Source organism: Pseudonocardia bannensis (assembly GCF_012911875.1).
Taxonomy (GTDB): domain Bacteria; phylum Actinomycetota; class Actinomycetes; order Mycobacteriales; family Pseudonocardiaceae; genus Pseudonocardia; species Pseudonocardia bannensis.
Genome location: NZ_JAAXKZ010000023.1, coordinates 25,708 through 47,143 on the forward strand (window position 1 = coordinate 25,708; position 21,436 = coordinate 47,143).

The 21,436-nt window shown below is 71.9% G+C and carries 21 protein-coding genes; 8 read left to right on the forward strand and 13 right to left on the reverse strand.

Annotated features, from left to right (window positions below; genetic code table 11):
* Positions 1 to 2: 2 nt before the first annotated feature.
* Both HF519_RS09050 and HF519_RS09055 read right to left on the reverse strand, forming a co-directional pair.
* Entirely contained in the window at positions 3 to 1,541 is a 1,539-nt protein-coding gene (locus HF519_RS09050) for an AMP-binding protein (protein ID WP_246242908.1), read from the reverse strand.
* A 73-nt stretch (positions 1,542 to 1,614) separates the two neighbouring features.
* Positions 1,615 to 2,802 carry an acyl-CoA dehydrogenase family protein gene (locus HF519_RS09055; RefSeq protein WP_246242889.1) on the reverse strand — a complete coding sequence of 396 codons (1,188 nt, stop codon included), beginning with the start codon at positions 2,800 to 2,802 and terminating at the stop codon, positions 1,615 to 1,617.
* A 34-nt stretch (positions 2,803 to 2,836) separates the two neighbouring features.
* Here HF519_RS09055 and HF519_RS09060 point away from each other — a divergent pair, with 34 nt between their 5' ends.
* Positions 2,837 to 3,472: a TetR/AcrR family transcriptional regulator gene (locus HF519_RS09060; protein ID WP_169412103.1), complete on the forward strand. Its 636-nt coding sequence runs from the start codon at positions 2,837 to 2,839 to the stop codon at positions 3,470 to 3,472.
* A gap of 55 nt (positions 3,473 to 3,527) precedes the next feature.
* Positions 3,528 to 5,192: an AMP-binding protein gene (locus HF519_RS09065; RefSeq protein ID WP_169412105.1), complete on the forward strand. Its 1,665-nt coding sequence runs from the start codon at positions 3,528 to 3,530 to the stop codon at positions 5,190 to 5,192.
* Positions 5,193 to 5,234: 42 nt separating this feature from the next.
* Here the strand turns inward: HF519_RS09065 and HF519_RS09070 are convergent, their stop codons facing one another.
* From HF519_RS09070 to HF519_RS09105, 8 genes are all read right to left on the reverse strand, one after another.
* The gene (locus tag HF519_RS09070; protein WP_169412107.1) at positions 5,235 to 6,518 is read right to left on the reverse strand and encodes a TMEM165/GDT1 family protein; all 1,284 of its coding nucleotides are present in this window, start codon (positions 6,516 to 6,518) and stop codon (positions 5,235 to 5,237) included.
* 256 nt (positions 6,519 to 6,774) lie between these two features.
* Entirely contained in the window at positions 6,775 to 7,299 is a 525-nt protein-coding gene (locus tag HF519_RS09075; protein ID WP_169412109.1) for a flavin reductase family protein, read from the reverse strand.
* A 20-nt stretch (positions 7,300 to 7,319) separates the two neighbouring features.
* On the reverse strand, positions 7,320 to 7,664 hold the full coding sequence (locus HF519_RS09080; protein WP_169412111.1) for a cupin domain-containing protein: 345 nt from the start codon (positions 7,662 to 7,664) through the stop codon (positions 7,320 to 7,322).
* Between the two features lie 52 nt (positions 7,665 to 7,716).
* Positions 7,717 to 9,162: a 4-hydroxyphenylacetate 3-hydroxylase family protein gene (locus HF519_RS09085; RefSeq protein WP_169412113.1), complete on the reverse strand. Its 1,446-nt coding sequence runs from the start codon at positions 9,160 to 9,162 to the stop codon at positions 7,717 to 7,719.
* Positions 9,162 to 9,848: a DUF2848 family protein gene (locus HF519_RS09090; protein WP_169412115.1), complete on the reverse strand. Its 687-nt coding sequence runs from the start codon at positions 9,846 to 9,848 to the stop codon at positions 9,162 to 9,164. Before HF519_RS09090 ends, HF519_RS09085 begins: the two co-directional genes overlap by 1 nt.
* 3 nt (positions 9,849 to 9,851) lie before the next feature.
* Complete coding sequence (locus HF519_RS09095) at positions 9,852 to 10,658, reverse strand: carbon-nitrogen family hydrolase (protein WP_169412117.1); 807 nt, start codon at positions 10,656 to 10,658, stop codon at positions 9,852 to 9,854.
* A gap of 56 nt (positions 10,659 to 10,714) precedes the next feature.
* Entirely contained in the window at positions 10,715 to 11,470 is a 756-nt protein-coding gene (locus HF519_RS09100; protein WP_169412119.1) for an alpha/beta fold hydrolase, read from the reverse strand.
* Positions 11,471 to 11,480: 10 nt separating this feature from the next.
* Complete coding sequence (locus HF519_RS09105; protein WP_169412121.1) at positions 11,481 to 11,915, reverse strand: nuclear transport factor 2 family protein; 435 nt, start codon at positions 11,913 to 11,915, stop codon at positions 11,481 to 11,483.
* Between the two features lie 107 nt (positions 11,916 to 12,022).
* Here HF519_RS09105 and HF519_RS09110 point away from each other — a divergent pair, with 107 nt between their 5' ends.
* Positions 12,023 to 12,679 (forward strand): GntR family transcriptional regulator, encoded by a 657-nt coding sequence (locus HF519_RS09110; protein WP_169412124.1) that lies wholly within the window; start codon positions 12,023 to 12,025, stop codon positions 12,677 to 12,679.
* Here the strand turns inward: HF519_RS09110 and HF519_RS09115 are convergent.
* Complete coding sequence (locus HF519_RS09115) at positions 12,676 to 13,113, reverse strand: TIGR03618 family F420-dependent PPOX class oxidoreductase (protein ID WP_169412126.1); 438 nt, start codon at positions 13,111 to 13,113, stop codon at positions 12,676 to 12,678. The genes HF519_RS09110 and HF519_RS09115 overlap by 4 nt on opposite strands.
* 117 nt (positions 13,114 to 13,230) lie before the next feature.
* Between HF519_RS09115 and HF519_RS09120 the strand changes: the two genes are divergently transcribed.
* Positions 13,231 to 14,400 (forward strand): thiolase family protein, encoded by a 1,170-nt coding sequence (locus HF519_RS09120; RefSeq protein WP_169412129.1) that lies wholly within the window; start codon positions 13,231 to 13,233, stop codon positions 14,398 to 14,400.
* Between the two features lie 39 nt (positions 14,401 to 14,439).
* Here the strand turns inward: HF519_RS09120 and HF519_RS09125 are convergent, their stop codons facing one another.
* Entirely contained in the window at positions 14,440 to 15,405 is a 966-nt protein-coding gene (locus HF519_RS09125) for a YihY/virulence factor BrkB family protein (RefSeq protein ID WP_169412131.1), read from the reverse strand.
* A gap of 249 nt (positions 15,406 to 15,654) precedes the next feature.
* Between HF519_RS09125 and HF519_RS31130 the strand changes: the two genes are divergently transcribed.
* The 4 genes from HF519_RS31130 (at position 15,655) to HF519_RS09145 (ending at position 20,586) form a co-directional block, all read left to right on the forward strand.
* Positions 15,655 to 17,169: a phospholipase D family protein gene (locus tag HF519_RS31130; protein WP_211169760.1), complete on the forward strand. Its 1,515-nt coding sequence runs from the start codon at positions 15,655 to 15,657 to the stop codon at positions 17,167 to 17,169.
* A 207-nt stretch (positions 17,170 to 17,376) separates the two neighbouring features.
* On the forward strand, positions 17,377 to 17,976 hold the full coding sequence (locus HF519_RS09135; RefSeq protein WP_169412133.1) for a hypothetical protein: 600 nt from the start codon (positions 17,377 to 17,379) through the stop codon (positions 17,974 to 17,976).
* A gap of 104 nt (positions 17,977 to 18,080) precedes the next feature.
* Positions 18,081 to 19,625 carry a S1C family serine protease gene (locus HF519_RS09140; RefSeq protein ID WP_246242893.1) on the forward strand — a complete coding sequence of 515 codons (1,545 nt, stop codon included), beginning with the start codon at positions 18,081 to 18,083 and terminating at the stop codon, positions 19,623 to 19,625.
* Between the two features lie 196 nt (positions 19,626 to 19,821).
* On the forward strand, positions 19,822 to 20,586 hold the full coding sequence (locus HF519_RS09145; protein ID WP_169412136.1) for a crotonase/enoyl-CoA hydratase family protein: 765 nt from the start codon (positions 19,822 to 19,824) through the stop codon (positions 20,584 to 20,586).
* Between the two features lie 18 nt (positions 20,587 to 20,604).
* Here HF519_RS09145 and HF519_RS09150 read toward each other — a convergent pair whose 3' ends face one another.
* Positions 20,605 to 21,384 (reverse strand): E3 ubiquitin ligase family protein, encoded by a 780-nt coding sequence (locus HF519_RS09150; protein ID WP_169412138.1) that lies wholly within the window; start codon positions 21,382 to 21,384, stop codon positions 20,605 to 20,607.
* Between the last annotated feature and the right edge of the window lie 52 nt (positions 21,385 to 21,436).

Below are 21,436 nucleotides of genomic sequence, written 5' to 3' on the forward strand. Positions count from 1 at the left end.
CGTCAGCCTTCGTAGTGGGTCGCGTGCCGCTCGCGCACGACGTTCTTCTGGATCTTGCCGGTGGAGGTGCGGGGCAGTTCGTCGGTGATGATGACGGACTTGGGGACCTTGTAGCCGTCGAGGCGCGCCTTCAGCTTCGTGATCAGTTCGGCCTCGTCGAGGGTCTCCCCGGGCTTGGGCACCACGACCGCGGTGATCGCCTCGCTCCACCGCTCGTGCGGCAGGCCGACCACCACCACCTCGGCGACCCGATCGTCGGCGGCGTAGACGGCCTTCTCCACCTCGATGGACGCGACGTTCTCCCCGCCGGTCTTGATGACGTCCTTGTAGCGGTCCGCGAACCAGAGCACGCCGCCATCGTCGAAGCGCCCGACGTCGCCGGAGTGGAACCAGCCGTGGGCGAACGCCTCCGCGGTCGCCTCGGGGTTGTGCAGGTAGCCGTTCATCGTGCTCGGCCCGCGATAGACGATCTCGCCCTGCTCGCCGGCCGGCAGCAACTCCCCGTCCGGGCCCATGATCGCGACCTGGACACCGGTGATCGGGGTGCCGACCGCGCCGATGTGGCTCAGCTGGTGCTCGGGGCGGAACAGCGTGGTCACCGGACTCATCTCGGTCTGCCCGAACAGCAGCGCGAAGTCGCAGCCGAACCCGTCGAGGCAGGCTCGGATCAGCGCGTCGGGCATCGGAGCCATCGCGTAGACGGCGCGGCGCAGGCTGGAGACGTCGCGGTCGGCGAACGACGGGTGGTCGAGCATCGCCCGGTACATCATCGGCAGCCCGAACACCTGGGTGATCCGCTCGCGCTCGACGAGCTCCAGCAGTACGGCCGGATCGAACGCGCGCAGCACGTGGATGGTCGCGCCGACCAGCACGGCGGGCGTACAGAACGCGTTGAGCTGCGCGGTGTGGAACATCGGCATCATCGCGACGAACCGGTCGGAGGCGTTCCAGCCCGAGTCGAGCGCGCTGGACGTCGACTCCAGGTAGATCGCCAGGTGACTGCCGACCACGCCCTTGGGGAAGGACGTGGTGCCGGACGTGTAGAGGTAGCTCAGCGCGTCGCGGTCACCGACGACGTACCGCGGCTCGGCATCCACCTCGGACGCCAGTTCGTCGAGCGTGGACCAGTGCCGGTCGCCGGGTTGCGCGGTGTACTGCGCCCCGGTGCCCGGTGCCACGACGACGTCGGCCACATCGGACACCTTCGTGATCGCCTCGCTCATCGCCGCGACGAGCTGGGTCTCCACGACGATGCCGCGGGCGCCGGAGTGCCCGAGCACGTAGGCCACCTCGTCGGACCGCCAGCCGAGGTTGATCGGCACGCAGACCACGCCGATCTTGGCGCACGCGTAGTAGACGGCGAGGAACTCCGCGCTGTTGCCCGAGGCGAGCCCGAGCGCGTCACCCCGGGCGTACCCGCGACCTGCCAGCCCGTGCGCGAGCCGGTTGACGAGTGAGTTGAACTCCGCGTAGGTCCAGCGCCGCTCCCCGTCGACGACCGCGAGCTGCCCCGGACGGGCCGCGGCCGTGCGGGTGAGCATGTCGCCCACGTTGACCCGGTGGATGAGGTTGTCGGCCAGTTCGTCGGTCGTCACGGCAGCTCCCGAAGGCGACTCAGTAGGACCGCGGCAGGCCCAGGCTGTGCTGGGCCACGAAGTTGAGGATCATCTCCCGGTTCACCGGCGCGATCCGCAGCAACCGGGCCAGCCCCCAGTACGGCAGCAGCCCGTACTCGCTGGCCAGGCCGTTGCCGCCATGGGTCTGCACGGCCGCGTCGATCGCGGCGAGCGCGGCTTCGGCGGCGGCGTACTTGGCCATGTTCGACGCCTCCCCGGCCGGCAGCCCGCGGTCGTGCAGCCAGGCCGCCTTCTGCGTCATCAGCGCGGCGAGCTCGGTCTCGATCTTCGCCTGGGCCAGGGGATGCGAGACGCCCTGGTGCGACCCGATCGGCCGGTCCCAGACCTGGCGCTCGTTCGCGTACTGCGCCGCGCGGGCCAGTGCGTAGCGGGCGATCCCGACGCACAACGCGGCCCCCGTGATGCGCTCCGGGTTGAGCCCGCGGAACACCTGCCGGAAGCCCTGCCCCTCCTCGCCGACCAGCGCCTCCGGGCCGACCCGGACGTCGTCGAAGTGCAGCACGAACTGCTTCTCCGGCAGCATCGCGTCGACGGGCAGCGGGGTGCGGACCAGGCCGGGCGCGTCGGTGGGCACGACGAACAGCGACATCCGGGGGCTGCCGTCCTCGCCACGTCCGCTGCGCGCGACGACGAGCAGCGCGTCGGCCTCGTCGACACCGGAGATGTAGTGCTTGGTGCCGTTGAGCAACCAGTCGCCGTTGCCGTCGCGGGTCGCCGCGGTGGCGAGCTTGTGGGTGTTCGACCCGGCGTCCGGCTCGGTGATCGCGAAGACGACCTTGCTCTCGCCGCTGGCCAGCCGGGGCAGCCACTGCTTGCGCTGCTCGTCGGTGCCGAACTCGGAGATCACCTCGGCCGAGATGGCCGCCGAGACCAGCAGCAGGAGCAGCGGGGTGCCCTGCGCGGCGATCTCCTCGCAGACCATCGCGAGCTCGACCAGCCCACCGCCTCCGCCGCCGTAGGCCTCCGGGACGTTGACCCCGATGAAGCCCGCGGCGCCGAGCGCGGCCCACAGCTCGTCGCACGGCTCGCCCGCGCGGGCGCGCTCGGCGTAGTACCGCCCGCCGAAACCGGCCGCGATCGCGCCGACCGCGGCTCGCAGGTCGCGGTGCTCGTCGCTGTCGAGGAAGTCCACCATGACTCCAGATGTGATCGGCCGTTCACTCATGGCGACCCTAGCGGCCGGCTGCCATGATGACCAGATGGTGAGCCAGCGGCCGCCGGGTTCGCGGCGGCAGCGCGACCCCGAGCGCAAGGCGCGGATCCTCGCCGCCGCCGCCGAACTGACGGCGCGGCGGGGCTTCCACGCCGTCGGGATGGCCGACATCGGTGCCGAGGCCGGGATCGTGGGCTCCGGGATCTATCGTCACTTCGACAGCAAGGACGCCATCCTGCTGGCCCTGCTCGACCAGGTGATGGACCGGCTGCAGACCGGCGCCGCCACCATCGTGTCCACCGCGCGCAGCGACCGGGCGGCCCTGTCCGCGCTGGTCCGCGACCACATCCGGGTCGCCGTGCAGGACCGCAGCGTGCTCGCGGTCTATCACCGGGAGATCCACAACCTGCCCGAGGAGGACCGCCGCAGGCTACGCCGCCGGCAGCGCCACTACCTCGAGGAGTGGGTGCACGTGCTCACGCCGCTGCGCCGCGACCTGGCCGACGGCGAGATCCGCCTCGCGGTGCACGCAGCCATCGGCGCCATCCAGTCCACGTTGTTCTTCCGCAGCGGCCTGAGTTCCGAACGGCTCACCGCACTGCTCGACACGATGGCGCACGGGTGTCTCGGCGTGGACCCGGAACCGACCGGCAACGGTGAACTGCTGATTACTAGTCCTTGATCTGATCGGCTCCGAAGGGAATGCTGAGCGGCATTCCTGCAGCAAGGGGGCTGTGATGACCGACCCGGCCGATCTCGACGTCACGTCGCTGCGCGGGCGGCGCGCCGTCCACCGCTGGGAACGCACCTCGGTCGGCGATGTCCTCGAACGGCTCACCTGGAGCTACCCGGACCAGGTTGCGATCACCGGCTGGACCGGCGCCTACGGCGACGAGCGATTCCGCCGCGTGACCTACCGCGAGGCCGACCAGGTCGCCAACCAGATCGCGCACGCGCTGGCCGCCCGGGGTCTGGAACCGGGCGCACGGGTGCTGCTGTTCTGCGAGAACTCCGTCGAGGCCTACCTCGCCAAGATCGGGATCGCGAAGGCCGGCATGGTCGCGGTGCCGCTGAACCCGAACCTGGCCGGCGACGTCGTCGAGCACCTGATCGGGCTGACCGAGCCGGGCTTCGCGATCGTCGACGCCGAGCTGTGGCCGCGCGCCGAGCAGCCCTTCACCCGCACGGGCCTCGGCGTCGGCGCCACGATCACCATCGGCGGCGGCCCGGTCGCGGGCAGCCCGTCGTTCACCGAGTTGGTGGCCGGGCACCCGGTCACCGAGCCCGACGTCGAGATCCACGGCGACGACATCTGGCAGCTGCTGTTCACCTCGGGTACGACGTCCATGCCCAAGGGCGTGATGATCTCCCACAGCTCGACGCACCTGGCCGCGATGAACTTCGCGCTGTCGCTGACCCGCGGGATCCCGCTGGAGTGCGACCTGCGGCTGGCCGTCTTCCTGCCGGTCATCTACCACATCGGCGACCAGATCTTCACGTTCTCCGCGTTCCTGTCCGGCGGCAGCCTGTTGCTCGGCCGCCGCCCGGCCCCCGACCAGGTGGCCCAGGCCGTCGCCGAGGAGCGGGTGACCGCGCTGTGGGCCGGTTCGCCGCAGTTCGTCGGCGCGTTGGCCGCCGACCTGGAGGGGCGCCCCGAACTCGATGTGACGAGCCTGCGGGTACTCGTCTACGGCTGGGGTGCGCTCGCCCCGGCGCTGCTCGGCATGCTGGAGAAGCTGTGCGGCCGGGGGCTGGTGACCTTGGGCATCTTCGGCCAGACCGAGGCGATCGCGTGCCACCGGTTCTGGCCCGGCAAGTGGGCCGAGGTGCACCGGCGCACCGCCCCGGCCACCAACTACGTGGGCGTACCGAGCCCGCTGCTCGCCTCCGACGTCGTCGACGAGTCGGGCGAGCCGGTCCGCGGAGTGCCCGGCGAGGCCGTCTACCGATCCCCGATCATGACCGCCGGCTACTACCGCAACGAGGAGGCCACCCGGGAGGCGTTCCGCGGCGGCTGGTTCCACTCCGGCGACAGCGCCACCGTCGACGACGACGGCCTGCGGATCATGGTCGACCGCTACAAGGACATCGTGAAGACCGGCGGGGAGAACGTGTCCAGCATCCGGGTCGAGGCGGTGCTGCACGCGCATCCGGACGTGCTCCGGGCCGCCGTCATCGGGCTGCCGCACGATCGGTGGGGCGAGGCCGTTACCGCCGTCGTGGTGCCGCGGCCCGGGACCGCGCCCTCGGAGCAGGACGTCGTCGGCTTCTGCCGGGAGCGGCTCGGCGGGTTCGAGACGCCGAAGCGGGTCGTGTTCGCCGACGCGCTACCCGAGACCGTCGGCGGCAAGGTCCTCAAGTACAAGCTCCGCCGGCAGCACGCCGCCCTGTACGAAGCCTGACCGAGCGCCGCCCCGGTCGCCGGCCACCGGGGCGTCGCGGGCTCAGCCGACGCGCGTCCGCTCCGGGTGTTCGTCAGTCGGCCCGGACTGGGCGGGCGGCTCCGACCGGCGCAGCCGGGGGAGGAAACGCCCGGTCCGCTCGACGTAGCCCGCGTACGCCTCGCCGTAGGCCTCGGCCAGTCCGGGCTCGCGTACGGACCTGGCCTCGATCTGCACGGCCACGACGATCAGCACCGTGGCGAGCACCCCGACGAGCGTCGGCACCATGAGCAGCGTGCCCGCGGTGGCCACCACCATGCCGGTGAACCCGGGATGGCGGACCCGCGAGTAGACGCCCCGGGGGGCCGGCGCCGAGCCTGATCCGTCACCGGTGTGGCGTGCGGAGCCGATCTGGGCCTGCGAGGTGAGCAGCAGGGCCACCCCGAGGAGCATCAGCCCGGCGCCCACGACCACGACGCCGGGGTCGCTGAACAACGCGAGCGGCTGGATGACGTCGGCCGCGACGAGCAGCGGCGCAGCCAGGCCCAGTAGCAGGGACATCCCGAACAACAGCCGGGCCCACCAGCCCGGCCAGCCGACGACGCCGGGCCTCGCGAGCACCGGCGGGTGCTCGGCCCGCGACAGCGCGCGGCGCCGGCCGATCGCTCCGACGACGACCGCCGCCAGGCCCAGGACCAGCGCGATCCGGCCTGCGGCGTGGTGGTCGAGCATCGCCGCGACGACATCCCAGGCCGGGCGCCCGGACAGCTGCTCGGTGGCGTCGGCCAGCAGCCAGAGCCCGAAGACGAAGAACAGCGCGGAGGCGCCGAACTTGATGGCCCGCTCGGGCAGGTGCCGGCCCAGTTGGCGGCCGACGACGATGGCGAGTGCGTCGGCGACGACCATGCCGACCGTCGAGCCGAGCCAGACGCCGAACCAGCCGTGCTGGGTGGCCAACGTGATCGTGGCGAGCATCGTCTTGTCGCCGAGCTCGGCCAGGAAGAACGCCACCGACGCCGCCACGACCGCCGAACGCGTCGGCTTCTCGGCCTTCTCCTGCTCCTCGTCGGTCAGTGAGTCGCCGCGCAGGGTCCAGGCCCCGAAACCGACGAAGGCGATCGCCGCGATGAGCGCGATCCAGCCGGTGGGTAGCGCGGCGCCGAGCCCGTAACCGACCGCGACCGACACCGCGTGCACGACGGCCGTGGCGATGGTGATCCCGGCCAGCACCGGCAGTGCCCGGTAACGGGTGGCGAACGTCAGCGCCATGAGCTGGGACTTGTCGCCGAGCTCGGCGACGAAGATGACCCCGAAGCTGATCGCGAACGCGACCAGGAAACCGTCCATGATCGAAAATCCACCCCTCGATCTCGCCGGATCGAGGACGCGAGCATCTTCGATCCGGCATCTGCCAGATCGAAGGTCTCGCTCGCCTGGTGGTGCAGGCCGCGCGGCCGGGAGGTCCGAGGACCGCCAGTGTGTCGACCGCGACGTTGGGAGCTACTCCCCTTCGCTGCACGGAACGCTACGCCGGACGGTCCAAGCTGTCCCCAGGAGGTGTCTCACGCCACTCAGACACCACCCAGGGACAACGCCCAGGGCCTCAGAAGAACCAGTGCACCGGCTCGCTGCCCCGCTCGGTCAGGTCGCCGAACCGGCCGCCGAGGAACGCCAGTGGCGCTCCCGGCCGGTCACAGACCTGCCGCACGTGGCCGATGACCACGACGTGGTCACCCGCCTCGAAGTGCCGATCGACCGTGCACTCCAGGTGGGCCAGCGCGTCGGGTACGACCGGCACCTCGTGCTCCCCGTGGTCGCCGTAGCGCAGCGGCAACCCGTCGAAGTGGTCTGCACCGCGGCGGGCGAACCGCAGCGCGATCTCCTCCTGCCGGGCGCCGAGCACGTTCACCGCGAACCGGCCGGCGCGCACCACAGCGTCGGTGGTGCGCGCTCCCGTGGTCAGGCACACGAGCAGCAGCGGCGGCTCCAGCGACACCGACGTCAGGGAGTTGACCGTCATACCGTGCGGCTCGTCGCCGTCGAGCGCGGTCACCACCGCGACACCGGTCGCGAACCGGCCGATGGTGCGCCGCATGGTCAACGGATCGACGCTGGTCGGTGCCGACATCACAGGACTCCTCTCCGCGATCAGACGCGGTAGCGCACCTCGAAGGTCGTGACCCCCTCCTCGGAGCGCCACGGCCCGTGCGGCATGCCCGGCGGGCGGCAGGCGTACATGCCCGCGGTGAAGGTCTCACCCAGCGTCAGGTCGGTGAACGACCCCTCGAGGATGTAGACCTCCTCCCAGAAGTCGTGGATCTGCACGCCGTTCGGCGTGGAGTCCGCACCCGGCTCGTAGCGCAGGATGCGGGTCGCCACCCCGGTGTCCGGGTCCTTGGCGAGGATCCGCTCCTTGATCTTCGGGTCGTCACCGGGGCAGATCGTGTACTCGACCTTCTCCACCGGGAAGAACTCGTGTTCCGGCTTCGCCATGGGACCTTCCTGTGCTGTCGGGGCTGATCGTCGGTGGGCGGCTGCTCGGCGACTAGTCGACGCCGTAGCTCGCCAGGAACTCGTCGACCTCGGCGAGCGGGCCGTCGAAGCCGTAGTTGCGGAACGCGTAGCCCTTCACGACGAAGGGAGCCCCCGCGTAGAACATCTCGTACTGGTGGTGCCGGCCGCCGAACTCGCTGCCCACCGCGTCCCAGACGAGCTTGAACAGCTTGATCCGCTCCTCCGCCGGTGCGCCCGGGGAGTAGATGTAGCGGTCGATGTCCGACCGGGTCTCGGGGTTGCGCATGTCCTCGATTCCGGAGGGCACCTGGAGCACGCCCCCGCCGACCAGGTCGCGCAGGATCGCGAGCGCCCGCGGGTACAGCTCGGCCTGCAGCCCCATCGCGCCGTAGACGGCCCGCTTGCCGGGGCGCCACAGCCCGGACTCGTCCGGGGCCGCGGTGTACTCCGCGGCCAGCACCGCCGACTCCACCAGGGAGGTGAGGCTGGCCAGCTCGCCGAGCTTCTCCACCACGCCGGGGAACTTGTCGACGCCGTTGACCGCCGCCACCTTCCGGGCGAGCCCGGCGAGGAACTGCAGCTTCACCGAGAACCGGATCTGGGACTGCCAGTTGCCCAGCACGTGCGCACCGGTCTCGAAGAACTGCCGGCGCAGCCCCGCGACGTCGCGGTAGACGAAGACCTTCTCCCACGGGATGAACACGTCGTCGAAGACCAGCAGCGCGTCGGTCTCGTCGTAGCGGGTGGTGAGCGGGTAGTCGTAGGAGCTCGTCGCGGCGGGCGCGAACGGCCGCCGGCAGTAGAGCTTGAGCCCCTCGGCCGCCACCGGCACCACGAAGCTCAACGCGAAGTCGGCATCGTCATCGGTCAGCGGCTTGATGCACGACACCAGGATCTCGTCGGCGACCGGGCCGCCGGTGGCCAGCATCTGCGCGCCGCGCACCACGATCCCGTCGCTGCGCTCGGAGACGACGCCGACCTGGACGAAGTCGCCCTCCCAGGCGTGCGCCGTGGTGGCCCGCGACACCTGCGGGGGGATGATCGCGTAGGAGACGTAAGGACTCTCGGTCTGCATCCGCCGGTGGTAGGCGAGCACGTTCTCGGAGAAGTCGCGCTCACCCGCGGAGAACGCCTCCGGGTGCGCGGCGAAGCCGTTGATGAACGAGGCGACGTGATCCGGGCTGCGCCCGACCCACCCGTGGGTGTGCCGGGCCCAGGTCTCGGCGGCGTGCCGGAAGGCCGTGAGATCCTCGCGGCTGCGCGGGATGCCGTACACCCGGTTGGCCTCGGCGCCGGTCTCCGGCGCGGTGAAGGTCATCTTCGACGCCGGGTCGGCGGCGATGTCGAACAGCTCGCCGATCGTCCGGGCAATGGGCGAGAAGGCGGGGTGGTCGGCAACGGCGCTGACCCGCTGGCCGTCGACGTAGATCGTGCGGTCGTCGTTGATGGCGGCGAGGTAGTCCCGTCCGGTACGCATCAGCCGCTCCTGTGCTTCGTCGAGTAGGTGTGTTCCAGAACTGTGCCGTCGGCCAGGCGCAGGCGCAGCGCCCAGTCGCGGCCGAAGACGAACCGGCCGGTCAACAGTGGCAGCGTGCCGCCGAACAGCACCAGGTCGCCGTCGGTGTCCGGCAGGGCGGCCGCCAACCGGGCCAGCACGTCGGCCGGGGTCCGCAGGGCCGCGAGGACGCCGCGCTGGTACGGCTCTCCGTCGACCTCGCTGGTGGCCTCGACGGCGTCCCAGTCGAACGACGACAGGTCGGTCGGCAACTCCAGGACCACTCCGCCGAGCGGCTTCGGGCAGGCCGCCTTGGAACCCACGATGTCGCTCTTCTCGAGCTCGCGGTCGGTGTGGTCGGAGCCGACGCCGAGGTAGTGCCGGCCCTGGTGCCGGATGACGACCGGCTCGATCTCCCCCGAGCTCGCCGGGCCGGCCACGCTGATCACCGCCTCCGTCGTGACCAGTGCGGGGTCGAGGTCGTAGAAGGCCGGCACGGTCGCGGGCGGCGGCACACCGATCTCGGCGAGCTCGGCGATGTGCGCGGCCACGGCGTCGGCGTCGCGGCCGGTGTAGCCGGCGACGATGAGCCGCGCCGGCCGGACGGCGAGCGTCTCCCCCGTCGCGCTCACGGTGAGGCGCAGCGGTGTCTGCGGCGTCTCGGTCATGGGTCAGGCCTCTCGTGTTGCTGTCGTTGCCGGGACGAGGCGGCGGTCGGCGAGCACCGGGAACTCGGTGCGCGCCGCCTCGATCACGCCGGTGTCGATGTCGCAGAAGGTCACGCCCTCGTCGTCGCCCGCCTCGGCGAGGATCTCCCCCCACGGGTCGACGATCCGGCTGTGGCCGGCGAGGCGGACCCCGTCCGCCTGCTCCCCGACCGCGTTGCAGGCGATGAGCACGACCTGCTCCTCGACCGCGCGGCAGGAGGTGAACAGCCGCCAGTGCGCCAGCCGCGCCGCGGGCCAGGCCGAGCACACCACGACCGACTCGGCACCGGCGTCCACCAGGGCGCGGAACAGCTCCGGGAAGCGCAGGTCGTAGCAGGTGGTCGTGCCCAGCCGGCCGAGCCCGGTCGCGACTGTGCCGACCTCCGACCCGGCGGTGAGCAGCTCGGCCTCCCGCGAGCGGTAGCCGAAGACGTGGATCTTCCGATAGGTGTGGACGACGTCCCCGTCGGGCCCGATGAGGACGGCCGTGTTGTACAGCCGCCCCTGGGGGTCACGCTCGAGGACGCTGCCCATGTGCAGGTGGCAGCCCAGCGCGCGGGCCCACTCACGGGCCGCCGTGACGGTGTCCCCGTCCAGTGGTTCCGCGAGATCGGCGTAGGACCCGAAGGCGAAGTACCCGGGGAGCCACAGCTCCGGCAGCACCACGAGGTCGGCGCCGGCCGCGGCGGCGACCATGTCACCGACGCGGCGGCGGCGCTCGTCGACCGGCTCCCCGGCCGGGCTGGCCACCTGCACGAGTGCCGTTCTCACTGCTGTCGTTCTCACTGCTGTCGTTCTCACTGCTGTCGTTCTCACTGCTGTCGTTCTCACCGGCCGGGTTCGCCGGCCGCCGTGAGGTGGGCCAGCAGCTCGTCGTTGAACCGCTCGCCGATCCGCTGCACCGCGTGCGGGCTACCCTCGAACAGCACCCGCTTACCCGGCAACTCCTCGGCCAGTACGTCGGCGACGTCCTCGAAGCCCGGGGTGCCGCCGCCGGTGACGACGAGCTTCGGGAAGGTCGTCGCCGCCAGTTGCGCCAGCGGGACCCCGGTTTCCCACGGCCGCTCCGTCGTGAGGTTGCGGACCGCCTCCGCGAGCGGCGGCGGCAGCGGCGAGGGCAGCTCCATCGACACGTTCAGCGTCCGCAGGAACCCGGCGGCGAACGCCTCCAGGTCGGCCGGGTCGGCCTGCGCCCAGTGCTCCCGCAGGCCCTCGATCAGCTTGTCCGCCTCCGGCCGGCCCGCGGCGTTCGGCATCGCCGGAGGCTCGATGACCGTGAGCGACCAGACCTTGTCCGGGGCGAGGGCCGCGGCGCGCATGGCCACCACCCCGCCCATCGAGGTGCCGACGAGATGCGCACCGTCACCGAGCAGTTCGACGATGTCGCGCGCGTCCCGGTCGGGATCGATCCGGCCGGTCGCCGGACTCGGGCTGTAACCGCGCCGGTAGGGCGCGATCAGCCGGTACCGGTCGGCCAGCACCTTCTGCTCGCCGAACGCGGCGGCGGCCGAGCTCAGGCTGCCGTGGACGAGGACGACGGGTGGTCCCGCGTCCCCCCACCGCTCGGCTGCGAGCACACTCACGGTGCCCGCCTCAGCCCTGGGCCGCTGCGGCGGCCGCCGCGGCGGCGAAGACGCCGTTGTCCACGTCGAGCCGGCGCGACTCGAACTTCCAGCCGTCGGCGGTGCGGACCACCACGTCGTTGTAGACGCCGGACGCGATGATGTGCGGCGCCTTCTCGACCTGGATCTTGACGACCAGGCAGTACACCGTGGCACGGTCGCCGTCGCCGTCGATGACGTAGTTCGTCATGACGTGGCGGGCGCCGTCCTCCTTGCCGGCCGCGATGTGGCCGCGGATGAACTCCTTGATGGCCTCGTGCCCGGTGAACGTCCCGTAGGTCGCGTAGAACGTGCCGTCGGGCAGCCAGCAGTTCGCCCAGGCCTCGACGTCGTGCGCGTCGAGGTACTTGACGTGGGTGTTCGACAGCTCCTGGATGGCGATCTTGTCGTCAGCGGAGAGAGGCATCAGCAGCTCCTTGTCGTGATCCAGCCGAGATCCAACGGGAGGCGACGCTAGTACTCTAGTACGTAGTATACAAGTAGCAGGCTGTAACTGGTGTGTAAGGTGGCAGCGTGCCGAAGCTGCCCGGAGTCGCCGCCGTCGAGCGGCCCCCGACCCTGGCCCGACGCGCCTACCTGCAGATCCAGCAGGCGATCCGCGACGGCGCGATCCGCCAGGAGGTTCGCTACTCCGAGAACGAGCTCGCCGAGACCCTCGGGATGTCGCGGACCCCGGTGCGCGAGGCGTTGATCTCCCTCAACCGGGAGGGCCTCGTCGAGATCGAGTCCCAGCGGGGCTTCCGGCTGCGCCAGCTCTCCGACATCGAGCGCCAGGAGGTCTTCGACCTACGGTCGCTGCTCGAGTCCTACGCCGCCGGCAAGCTCGCACTGCGCGCGTCCGACGACGACATCCGCCGCCTGCGCGAGCTCATCGACGGCCAGGCGGACCTCGGCTCGTCGTCCGACGAGTCCGCGTTCCTGGCCCTCGACGAGCAGTTCCACCTGCTGCAGTCCGAGCTGCTCGGGCTGGAGCGGACCCACGCCACGATGGTGAGCCTGCGCGGCGCCATGTGGCTGATGGGATTCCAGGCCCTGGCCCTGCCGCAGCGGCAGGAGGCCGTCATCGCCGAGCACCGGGCGATCGTCGAGGCCATCGCCCGCCGCGACCCCGACGGCGCGGCCGAGGCGGCCCGGGCGCACATCGCCAGCACCGCCGCCGCGGTCCGCTAGTTGGAGTAGACCCGCTCCGGGGTGACGAGGACGGCCGCGCGGCGCTGCTGGCGCATCGTGGCGTCGTAGGTGTCCCAGTCGTCGTGCTGCCCACCGGCACCGACGAAGATCTCGCGCAGCAGCAACCGCAGCCGCTCGTCGTCGATCCCGTCGGCCGGGTCGTCCGGACCGATGATCTCGGCGGTGCCCTCCACGGTGAACCAGTTCCAGCCCGACCGGAAGGTCAGCGCGATCCGCGGTCGCTCGCGCAGGTTCGCCAGCTTGACCTTGCCGTAGGTCACGAAGCCGACCGTGTCCGCGCCGGTCACCGGGTGCGGCACGGGTCCGGAGTTGACCAGTGACGCCTGCACCGAACCGTCGGCCCGCACCGTGGAGACCACGGCCAGGTACTTCTCCTTCGCCGCCAGCGCCCACACGTCCTGGAGGTCGACCATGACGCGACAGTAGCCCCGCGGGCCACCGACCGGGCGGAGCGAGCGCTGCTCTCCTGCTTGTGAGGGAATCAGCTCATTGCGTTAGATGATCGTGAGGACCCAGATCCAGGAGGAACCATGCCCGAAGCGGTCATCGTCGACGCGGTCCGGAGCCCGATCGGCAAGCGGAACGGTTCGCTGGCGGGGGTGCACCCGGTGGACCTGTCCGCGCACGTCCTGCGCGCTCTCGTCAACCGCACCGGCATCGACCCGTCGTCGATCGACGACGTGATCTGGGGCTGTGTGAACCAGGTCGGCGACCAGGCCGCGCAGATCGGCAGGTACGCGGTACTGGCGGCGGGCTGGCCGGAGACGGTCCCCGGGGTCACGGTCAACCGGGCCTGCGGATCGAGCCAGTCGTCGTTCGGCTTCGCGGCCGGCATGGTGCTGGCCGGGCAGTACGACCTGGTGGTGGCGGGCGGCGTCGAGTCGATGACCCGGGTTCCGCTGGGTTCCGGCCGCGATCTCGGCCGGCCCTTCGGCCCGCTCGTCCGCGAGCGCTACGCGGCCGACCTGACCAGCGGGGAGTTCCCCGGTGAGGACTTCAACCAGGGGATCGGGGCCGAGCGGATCGCAGCCAAGTGGGGGTTCTCCCGCCACGCCCTCGACGAGTACGCCGCCCGATCCCACGAGCTGGCGGCCGCCGCGGTCGACGCCGGCGCGTTCGACAGCCAGCTGGTGTCGATCCCCGAAGCGCCCGGCTTCACCGCCGACGAGGGGCTGCGCCGCGGCACCACGCCCGAGACGCTGGCCAAGCTGAAGCCGTCGTTCAGCGCCGACGGCGTGATCCACGCCGGGAACGCCTCGCAGATCTCCGACGGCGCCTCGGCCGTGCTGATCACGACCCCGGAGCGGGCCCGGGAGCTCGGGCTCACCCCGATCGCGCGCTACCACTCCGGCGCGGTGAGCGGCGCGGACCCGCTGATGATGCTGACCGGACCGATCCCGGCGACGCAGAAGGTGCTCGAGCGGTCCGGCCTGTCGATCTCCGACATCGGGGCGTACGAGGTGAACGAGGCGTTCGCCCCGGTCCCGATGGCCTGGCAGGTCGAGCTCGGCGCCGACCTGGACCGGCTGAACCCGCTCGGCGGCGCGATCGCCGTCGGGCACCCGCTCGGCGCGTCGGGCACGGTGCTGCTGACCCGGCTGGTCAACCACATGCGCGACAACGACATCCGCTACGGCCTGCAGACCATGTGCGAGGGCGGCGGCACCGCCAACGCCACCATCATCGAACTCCTGTCCTGATCCCTCCCGGCGTGGCGCTGCGCCACGCGGCCGAGCCGGTCAGTCCGGCGGCTCGGCCAGCGTGTCGGCGGCCACGGCACCGCGGGTCCCCATCGGCTCCGGCTCGCCGCGGGTCGTGTCCTGCACCGTCTGGCGTTCGGCCTCGGCGTTGACCTCCGCGCCGAGCAGCACGATGTAGCTGGTCAGGTACACCCACAACATGAACACGACGACGCCGGCGAGCGCCCCGTAGGTCTTGTTGTAGTTGCCGAAGGAGTTGACGTAGAGGCTGAAGCCTGCGGTGCCCAGGACCCACAGCGCGGTGGCGACGACGGCCCCGGGGGTGACCCAGCGGAACCGGGGCGGGTCGCGGTCCGGAGCGATGCGGTAGATCAGGGCCAGGCCGAGGAGCAGCAGGCCGATGAGCAGCACCCAGCGCGCCACCTGGGCCAGTACCGTTCCGACCGGGCCCAGGCCGAGATCCTCCAACGCGGCGGGGACCACCCCGATCAGCACCAGCGTGACCAGCACGAAGACCGCGCCGCCCAGGGCGAGTCCGACCCCGATCAGCCGCAGCTTCAGGAATCCGCGTTTCTCCTGCTCGTCGTAGACGAGGCTGATCGCCGTCACGAGGTACACCATGGCGGTGGAGGCGCTCCACAGCGCGGCGAGCACCGACACGATCAAGCCGAGGCTGAGCGATCGGCTACTGCTGCCGGTCACCGCCGCGAGCTGATCGGTGAGTAGGCGCCGCGCATCCTCCGGCAGCACTCCGGACAGGCTCTGTACCTGCTGGGCGACCTGGGCGGGATCCGCGACGAGGCCGTAGACCGTCAACGCCGCGATGATCGACGGGAACACCGCCAGGAAGGCGAAGAACGCCACTCCACCCGCGAGCACCGCGACGTTGTCGGCGCTGCTGTCCTGGAACGCCCGCTTGAGGACCTGCCACCAGCCGCGGGGCGGGATCTCCAGCGGGGTCTCGGCCTTCTGCCCCGGCAGTCGTTCTGCGTGCTCGGCCGCCATTCCACGCTCCCCCTGTCACGGCACCGAGGACCGGCCGTGTGGTCGGGCTGCAGCCCCGGCCGCCCTGTCACGGGTGCCCGGGACCGGCCCACCGCACGCATCCGATGTTCGTCGGCCGGGGGCTGCGCTCGGCACCCGCTGTCGGCCACACTCGCGGTCCGGCGAGTGAGGAGCGGCGATGCGGACGGAGCAGCAGTGGTTCCTCGGCCAGGAGGAGCGGGGCAACCCGTCCTGGCGGCTGCCCGCCTGGTGCCCGGGCAACCAGGTGCGGCCCCTGATCGACGGGCCACCTACTTCGACCGGCTGGTCGACGAGGTCGAGGCGCTCGAACCGGGCGACCACCTGCTCTTCACCGACTGGCGCGGCGACGCCGACGAGTGCATGCGCCCGGAGGGCCCGGCCATCGCCGCGCTGTTCGGCGACGCCGCGCGCCGGGGTGTGATCGTCAAGGGGTTGATGTGGCGGTCGCACACGGACAAGGCGTCCTACAGCGAGGAGGAGAACCACAGGCTCGGCGCCGAGGCCTCCGACGCGGGCGGTGAGGTCCTGCTCGACCAGCGGGTGCGCCGCGCCGGCTCGCACCACCAGAAGCTGGTGGTGCTGCGCCACCCGGAGCATCCCGAACGCGACGTCGCCTTCGCCGGCGGCATCGACCTGTGCCGCAGCCGCCGCGACGACGCCGAGCACACCGGCGATCCGCAGGCGCTGCCGATGTCGCGCTGCTACAGCCCGAACCCGTCCTGGCACGACGCCCAGCTCGAACTGCGTGGACCGGTCGTCGGCGCGCTGGACACCGTGTTCCGGGAGCGGTGGAACGACCCCACGTCACTGGACGTGCACAATCCGATCGCGCGGCTGCGGGACGCGCTGCGCGGGGCCGATCTCACGCCGGACCCGCTCCCGGCGCAGCCCCCCGACCCGTCGGAGGCCGGCCCGCACACGGTGCAGGTGCTGCGTACCTATCCCGCCATCCGGCTGCCGTACAGCTTCGCGCCGCAGGGTGAACGATCGGTGGCCCGCGGATTCGCCAAGGCCCTGCGGCGGGCCCGCCGGCTCATCTACCTCGAGGACCAATACATGTGGTCCCCGCACATCGCCCGGCTGCTCGCCGAGGCGCTGCGCCGCAACCCGCAGCTGCACATGATCGTCGTCGTGCCGCGGCACCCGGACGTGGACGGCGCCCTCGCGCTACCGCCGAACCTGGTCGGCCGGGTGCAGGCGATCGAGTTGTGCCGCAAGGCCGCACCCGACCGGGTGCATGTGTTCGACCTGGAGAACCACGAGGGGGAAGCGGTCTACGTCCACGCCAAGGTCGCCGTCCTCGACGACGTGTGGGCGAGCGTGGGCAGCGCCAACCTCAACCGCCGCTCCTGGAGCCACGACAGCGAGCTGACCTGCGCGGTCCTCGACACCGAGCGCGACGAGCGGGAACCTACCGACCCGGCCGGACTCGGTGACGGCGCCCGCACCTTCGCCCGGGACCTGCGGCTGGCGCTGATGCGCGAGCATCTCGACCGCAGGCCCGACGACGACGATGACCTGCTGGACCCGGACTCCGCGGTCCGGGCCGTCACCGCGGCGGCGGCGGCACTGGACGACTGGTACGCGACGGGACGCCGCGGTCCCCGGCCGCCCGGCCGGTTGAGCACGCACCAACCGGAACGGCTGTCACGGCTGACCCGGCTCTGGGCGGTCCCGGTGTACCGGCTGATCTACGACCCGGACGGCCGGCCGTGGCGGGCCCGGCTGCGGCACCGCTGGTGACCCGCGGCCCTTCCCCGCTACGCCTCGCCGGTGGTATCCCCGTGAGACGGAGCCTCTCGGGGTAATCCACCGAGCACCTCCTTCCCACGACGGCGTCCCCGAGATGGGCCTGATGGCGGCTTCTACGGGAGATCTCGCCCGAGCTCGTTACCAGCTCGGGAGGAATGGGAAGGCGATGCGACGTTGACCGGAACGGAGGGATCGTCCATGTCGTCGCCGAACTCCCGCACCAACGGCCCACCCGACGATGTCGACGAGGAGTACAGCGACGAATTCAACGACGAGGACAACGACGAGGACGCGGTGGCCGCGTTCGTCGACGAGATGTTCGACGTCATGGAGCGCATGGTCCGGGCGCAGCGCAGGCTCGCCCGGGCGACGCTGACCGGGAAGGCGCAGCGCGCGCTCGAGGAGGCGCTCGCCGAACGGCTGTTGGAGGGCAGGGTCGACAGGGACGCCGACAGGGACGCCGACTACGACGAGGGGCCGGACTTCGACGAGGACGTAGACGAGGACCTGGGCGAGGACCTGGGCGAGGACGTCGATACCGAGTGGGAGGAGGAGCTCGACGACGGGCGGGACGGCGAGGAGGCCGACCCCGACGTCCGCAGGCGGCCCTGGGAAGACGTGGAGGACCAGGACGGCGAGGACTACGACGCCGACACCGACGAGGCGATGACCGGAGGCGGCGGGGAACCGATCGGCGAGCCGGACACCGAACCTGCGCAGCGACGGCCCGCCCCGGAACGTGGATCTCCGGTGCGACGGGGTGCGACCCGGCCGGGACCCCGCAGGCGTGGGAGCTGACCGCCGTCGGATGCCACCCCGGCCTCGGTCCCGGCCTCGGACTCCACGTGGATTCCCAGGCTTCACACAGGTTGGTCTCAGGCTCGGGGCGGACCGTTGTCACCATGAGCGACGAGCAGCGGGGGCAGGGCCGGCCCGACGGGGACGTCGAGAACGGCGTCACCGGGGCGAGCGGTGACCCCGGGACCCAGCAGCCCTCCGCGCCGCCCGCCGGTGGCCACTCGTATCCCGCCTCCGGGCAGGACACCGTTCACCAGCCCACCACGGACGGGGCCGGACCGGATCCGGCCGCGACCGCGGCGTACCGGCACCCGGGCGCGCCGCAGGCCGACTGGCCGCCGGCGCAGCACGGCGGGACGCCCTACGGCTCCGTGCCCGGCCCGTACGGCACGCACGCGGGAGCAGGCCATCACGGGTCCGCTCCCTTCGGCGCGAACCCGTACGGCTCCCCCCGGGCGACCGGTCAGCACGCTGCGCCGGTGCCGGGCGGCCGCCCGAAGCGGACGACGCGGCCGATGGTGGGCATCGCCGCCGCCGCGCTCATCGCGGGTCTGGTCGGTGGCGGCGCCGGCTTCGGCGGGGCCTACGCCCTGCTCGACCGCGGCAGCACCTCCGGCACGGCCCTGACCGCCACCCCGGCCAGCGCGACGACCACCGCCGTCACCAACGGCACCGTCGCGGGGGCCGCCGCGACGGCGACACCCAGCACCGTCGACATCCGGGTCGAGACCGGCCAGGGCACCGCCGAGGGCAGCGGGGTCGTCCTCAGCGCCGACGGTGCGGTCCTGACCAACAACCACGTCGTCGCCGGGGCGGCGGGCCCGATCACGGTCACCCTCGCCGACGGCGGCCAGCACACCGCCACCGTCGTCGGCACCTCGCCGAGCTACGACCTCGCGGTGATCAAGCTGCAGAACGCCTCGAACCTCACCCCGGCAACGCTGGGACGGTCCCAGGACGTGCAGGTCGGCCAGCAGGTGGTCGCGATCGGATCACCGCAGGGACTCAGCGGCACCGTCACCACGGGCATCGTCAGCGCGCTCAACCGCACCGTCTCGGTGCAGGGTGAGGACGGCTCCGGGATCGTCTACAACGGGTTGCAGACCGACGCCCCGATCAACCAGGGCAACTCCGGCGGTCCGCTGGTGAACCTCGAAGGCCAGGTCGTCGGCATCAACTCGGCCATCGCCACGGCCCGCCAGGGCGCCGGCAGCATCGGCCTCGGCTTCGCGATCCCCGTCGACCAGGCCCGGCGGGTGGCCCAGGAGATCATGAGCAGCGGCCGCGCGACCAAGCCGGTGCTCGGGGTCCTGGGCGGGGGCGGCGGGGCGGCCGGCGCGGAGTCGGGCGCGACCGTCTCGCAGGTCCAGGCCGGGTCCCCGGCCGCCGTCGCCGGCCTCGCTACGGGCGACGTGGTCACCAAGGTCGGCAGTGCGACCGTGAGCGACTTCTCCGACCTCGTCGCGCGCATCGGCTCCTACGCGCCCGGGGACAAGGTCAGCCTGACCGTGAAGAGCGGCGGCACCGAGCGCACTCTCGACGTCACCCTCGGCAGCGTCGTCGACAACGGCGCCACCACCAGCAGCGGCGGCTCGACCGGCCAGGGCACCAACCCCTTCGACGGCCGGTCACCCTTCGGCGGCAACTGATCGGCTCCCGGTCGACCCGGGGGCCTCCGGCCGGGCGGAAACCCCTCCTCCGCCCGGCCGGCCCCGTGTCGGGGCCTGATCGGCCCGCACGACACGCCGGCACGGGCACGGATGTCGCATCGGTGGGTATACGTTCGACCCGGTGACGGAGAGCGAGCCGGGTCACACCGGCCGTGGCGGCGACAGGGGAGGCGGCATGGCCGACGAGGTCCGGACCGAGCGCGACGGCGGGATCCTGGTGATCACGATGAACCGCCCGGAGGCGAAGAACGCGGTCAACGGTGCGCTCGCCCGCGCGATGGCGGCGGCGCTCGACGAGCTCGACGAGGACCGGTCGCTGACCATCGGGATCCTCACCGGAGCCGGTGGCACCTTCTCTGCGGGCATGGACCTGAAGGCCTTCCTGGCCGGCGATCTGCCGCTCATCGAGGGCCGCGGCCTGGCCGGCATCACGATCACGCCGCCCAGCAAGCCCGTCATCGCCGCGGTGGAGGGATATGCCCTGGCCGGCGGCTGCGAGATCGCGCTGGCCTGCGACCTCATCGTGGCCGCCCGGAACGCGAGGTTCGGCCTGCCGGAGACCAAGCGCGGGCTGGTCGCGGGGGCAGGCGGCCTGTTCCGGCTGCCGCAGCGGATCCCACCGGCGATCGCGATGGAGTACGCCCTGACCGGTGAGCACTTCGGCGCCGAGCAGGCCGCGCACTGGGGCCTGGTCAACCGGCTCACCGAGCCGGACGAGGCACTGGCGGGGGCGCTCGAGCTGGCCCGCAGGATCGCCGAGAACGGCCCGCTCGCCGTGCGCGCGACCAAGCAGATCATCGCCGGCGGCGCGGACTGGCCTGCCGACGAGCGGTGGGACAGGCAGGAGAAGCTGCTGCGGCCGGTGTTCGAGTCCGCCGACGCACAGGAGGGGCCGCGGGCGTTCGCCGAGAAGCGGGCGCCGGTCTGGCGCGGGGAGTGAGGGCCTGCTGAACCCCCGTCACAGGAGGGCGACGACCAGCAGGGCGACACCGGCCACGGCGAGGCCCGCCCCGATCCACGCCAGCAGGCGCTGCCGGCCACGCGCGCTCTCGGTGAGTTGCTCCTCGCTCCTGGTCGACAGCACGAACGGCAGCTTCGAGTCCGCCGGAGGCGCGATGACGAGCGGTCCGATGGAGTCGTGCACCTCCCCGAGCACGTACATCGGCGTGCCGGGGCGCAGCACCCACTCGGTGTACTGGTAGCCGATCGTCTCGTCGCGCTCGCCACCGCTGAGCGCACCGAGCACACCCATGATCCCTCCCTCGGCCCGGCGCTCGCCCTGCTCGAAGCGGTCGGCCACCTGCTCGACGCCGTCGGGGCGCCGGCCGGCCGGGTCGACCCCGATGGTCAGGCCGTCGCGGATCAGTGCGAAACCCTGGCCCGAGGTGTGCTCGGCGACGGTCTCGGTGCGGGTCGTGACGGTGGTGCGGCCGTCGCTGTCGCGGTCGTAGTGCTTGTAGCGGCGCTGGACCCGATGGCTGTGCCAGACGCACTCGATGCCGGCGAGCTCGGAGCGCAGCAGCCCGTGCGGCGCCGGGTGCGTCTCGCCGACGACCTCGCAGACCTTGCGGAACCGGCCCCTCGCGCCGAGGTCGTCGGAGATCCGGCGCAGCTCCTCCAGTTCCGGCACCGACAGCGTTTCGGTCGCCATCATGGCGTGCACCCGCTTCTGCGCCCGGGTGGCGAAGTACAGGCACCCCGCGCCCGCGAGCAACAGGACAATGCCGAAGATCCACATGGCTGCGCCGCTTCCCTCGATCGTCTGTGTCGCAGGGAGCGTAGGAAGACCC

Bases quoted from the DNA above. Each gene is read 5' to 3' on its own strand.
- HF519_RS09050 (WP_246242908.1), bottom strand. From the start codon at position 1,541: ATGCTCACCCGCACGGCCGCGGCCCGTCCGGGGCAGCTCGCGGTCGTC.
- HF519_RS09055 (WP_246242889.1), bottom strand. From the start codon at position 2,802: ATGAGTGAACGGCCGATCACATCTGGAGTCATGGTGGACTTCCTCGAC.
- HF519_RS09060 (WP_169412103.1), top strand. From the start codon at position 2,837: ATGGTGAGCCAGCGGCCGCCGGGTTCGCGGCGGCAGCGCGACCCCGAG.
- HF519_RS09065 (WP_169412105.1), top strand. From the start codon at position 3,528: ATGACCGACCCGGCCGATCTCGACGTCACGTCGCTGCGCGGGCGGCGC.
- HF519_RS09070 (WP_169412107.1), bottom strand. From the start codon at position 6,518: ATGGACGGTTTCCTGGTCGCGTTCGCGATCAGCTTCGGGGTCATCTTC.
- HF519_RS09075 (WP_169412109.1), bottom strand. From the start codon at position 7,299: ATGTCGGCACCGACCAGCGTCGATCCGTTGACCATGCGGCGCACCATC.
- HF519_RS09080 (WP_169412111.1), bottom strand. From the start codon at position 7,664: ATGGCGAAGCCGGAACACGAGTTCTTCCCGGTGGAGAAGGTCGAGTAC.
- HF519_RS09085 (WP_169412113.1), bottom strand. From the start codon at position 9,162: ATGCGTACCGGACGGGACTACCTCGCCGCCATCAACGACGACCGCACG.
- HF519_RS09090 (WP_169412115.1), bottom strand. From the start codon at position 9,848: ATGACCGAGACGCCGCAGACACCGCTGCGCCTCACCGTGAGCGCGACG.
- HF519_RS09105 (WP_169412121.1), bottom strand. From the start codon at position 11,915: ATGCCTCTCTCCGCTGACGACAAGATCGCCATCCAGGAGCTGTCGAAC.
- HF519_RS09115 (WP_169412126.1), bottom strand. From the start codon at position 13,113: ATGGTCGACCTCCAGGACGTGTGGGCGCTGGCGGCGAAGGAGAAGTAC.
- HF519_RS09120 (WP_169412129.1), top strand. From the start codon at position 13,231: ATGCCCGAAGCGGTCATCGTCGACGCGGTCCGGAGCCCGATCGGCAAG.
- HF519_RS09125 (WP_169412131.1), bottom strand. From the start codon at position 15,405: ATGGCGGCCGAGCACGCAGAACGACTGCCGGGGCAGAAGGCCGAGACC.
- HF519_RS09135 (WP_169412133.1), top strand. From the start codon at position 17,377: ATGTCGTCGCCGAACTCCCGCACCAACGGCCCACCCGACGATGTCGAC.
- HF519_RS09140 (WP_246242893.1), top strand. From the start codon at position 18,081: ATGAGCGACGAGCAGCGGGGGCAGGGCCGGCCCGACGGGGACGTCGAG.
- HF519_RS09145 (WP_169412136.1), top strand. From the start codon at position 19,822: ATGGCCGACGAGGTCCGGACCGAGCGCGACGGCGGGATCCTGGTGATC.
- HF519_RS09150 (WP_169412138.1), bottom strand. From the start codon at position 21,384: ATGTGGATCTTCGGCATTGTCCTGTTGCTCGCGGGCGCGGGGTGCCTG.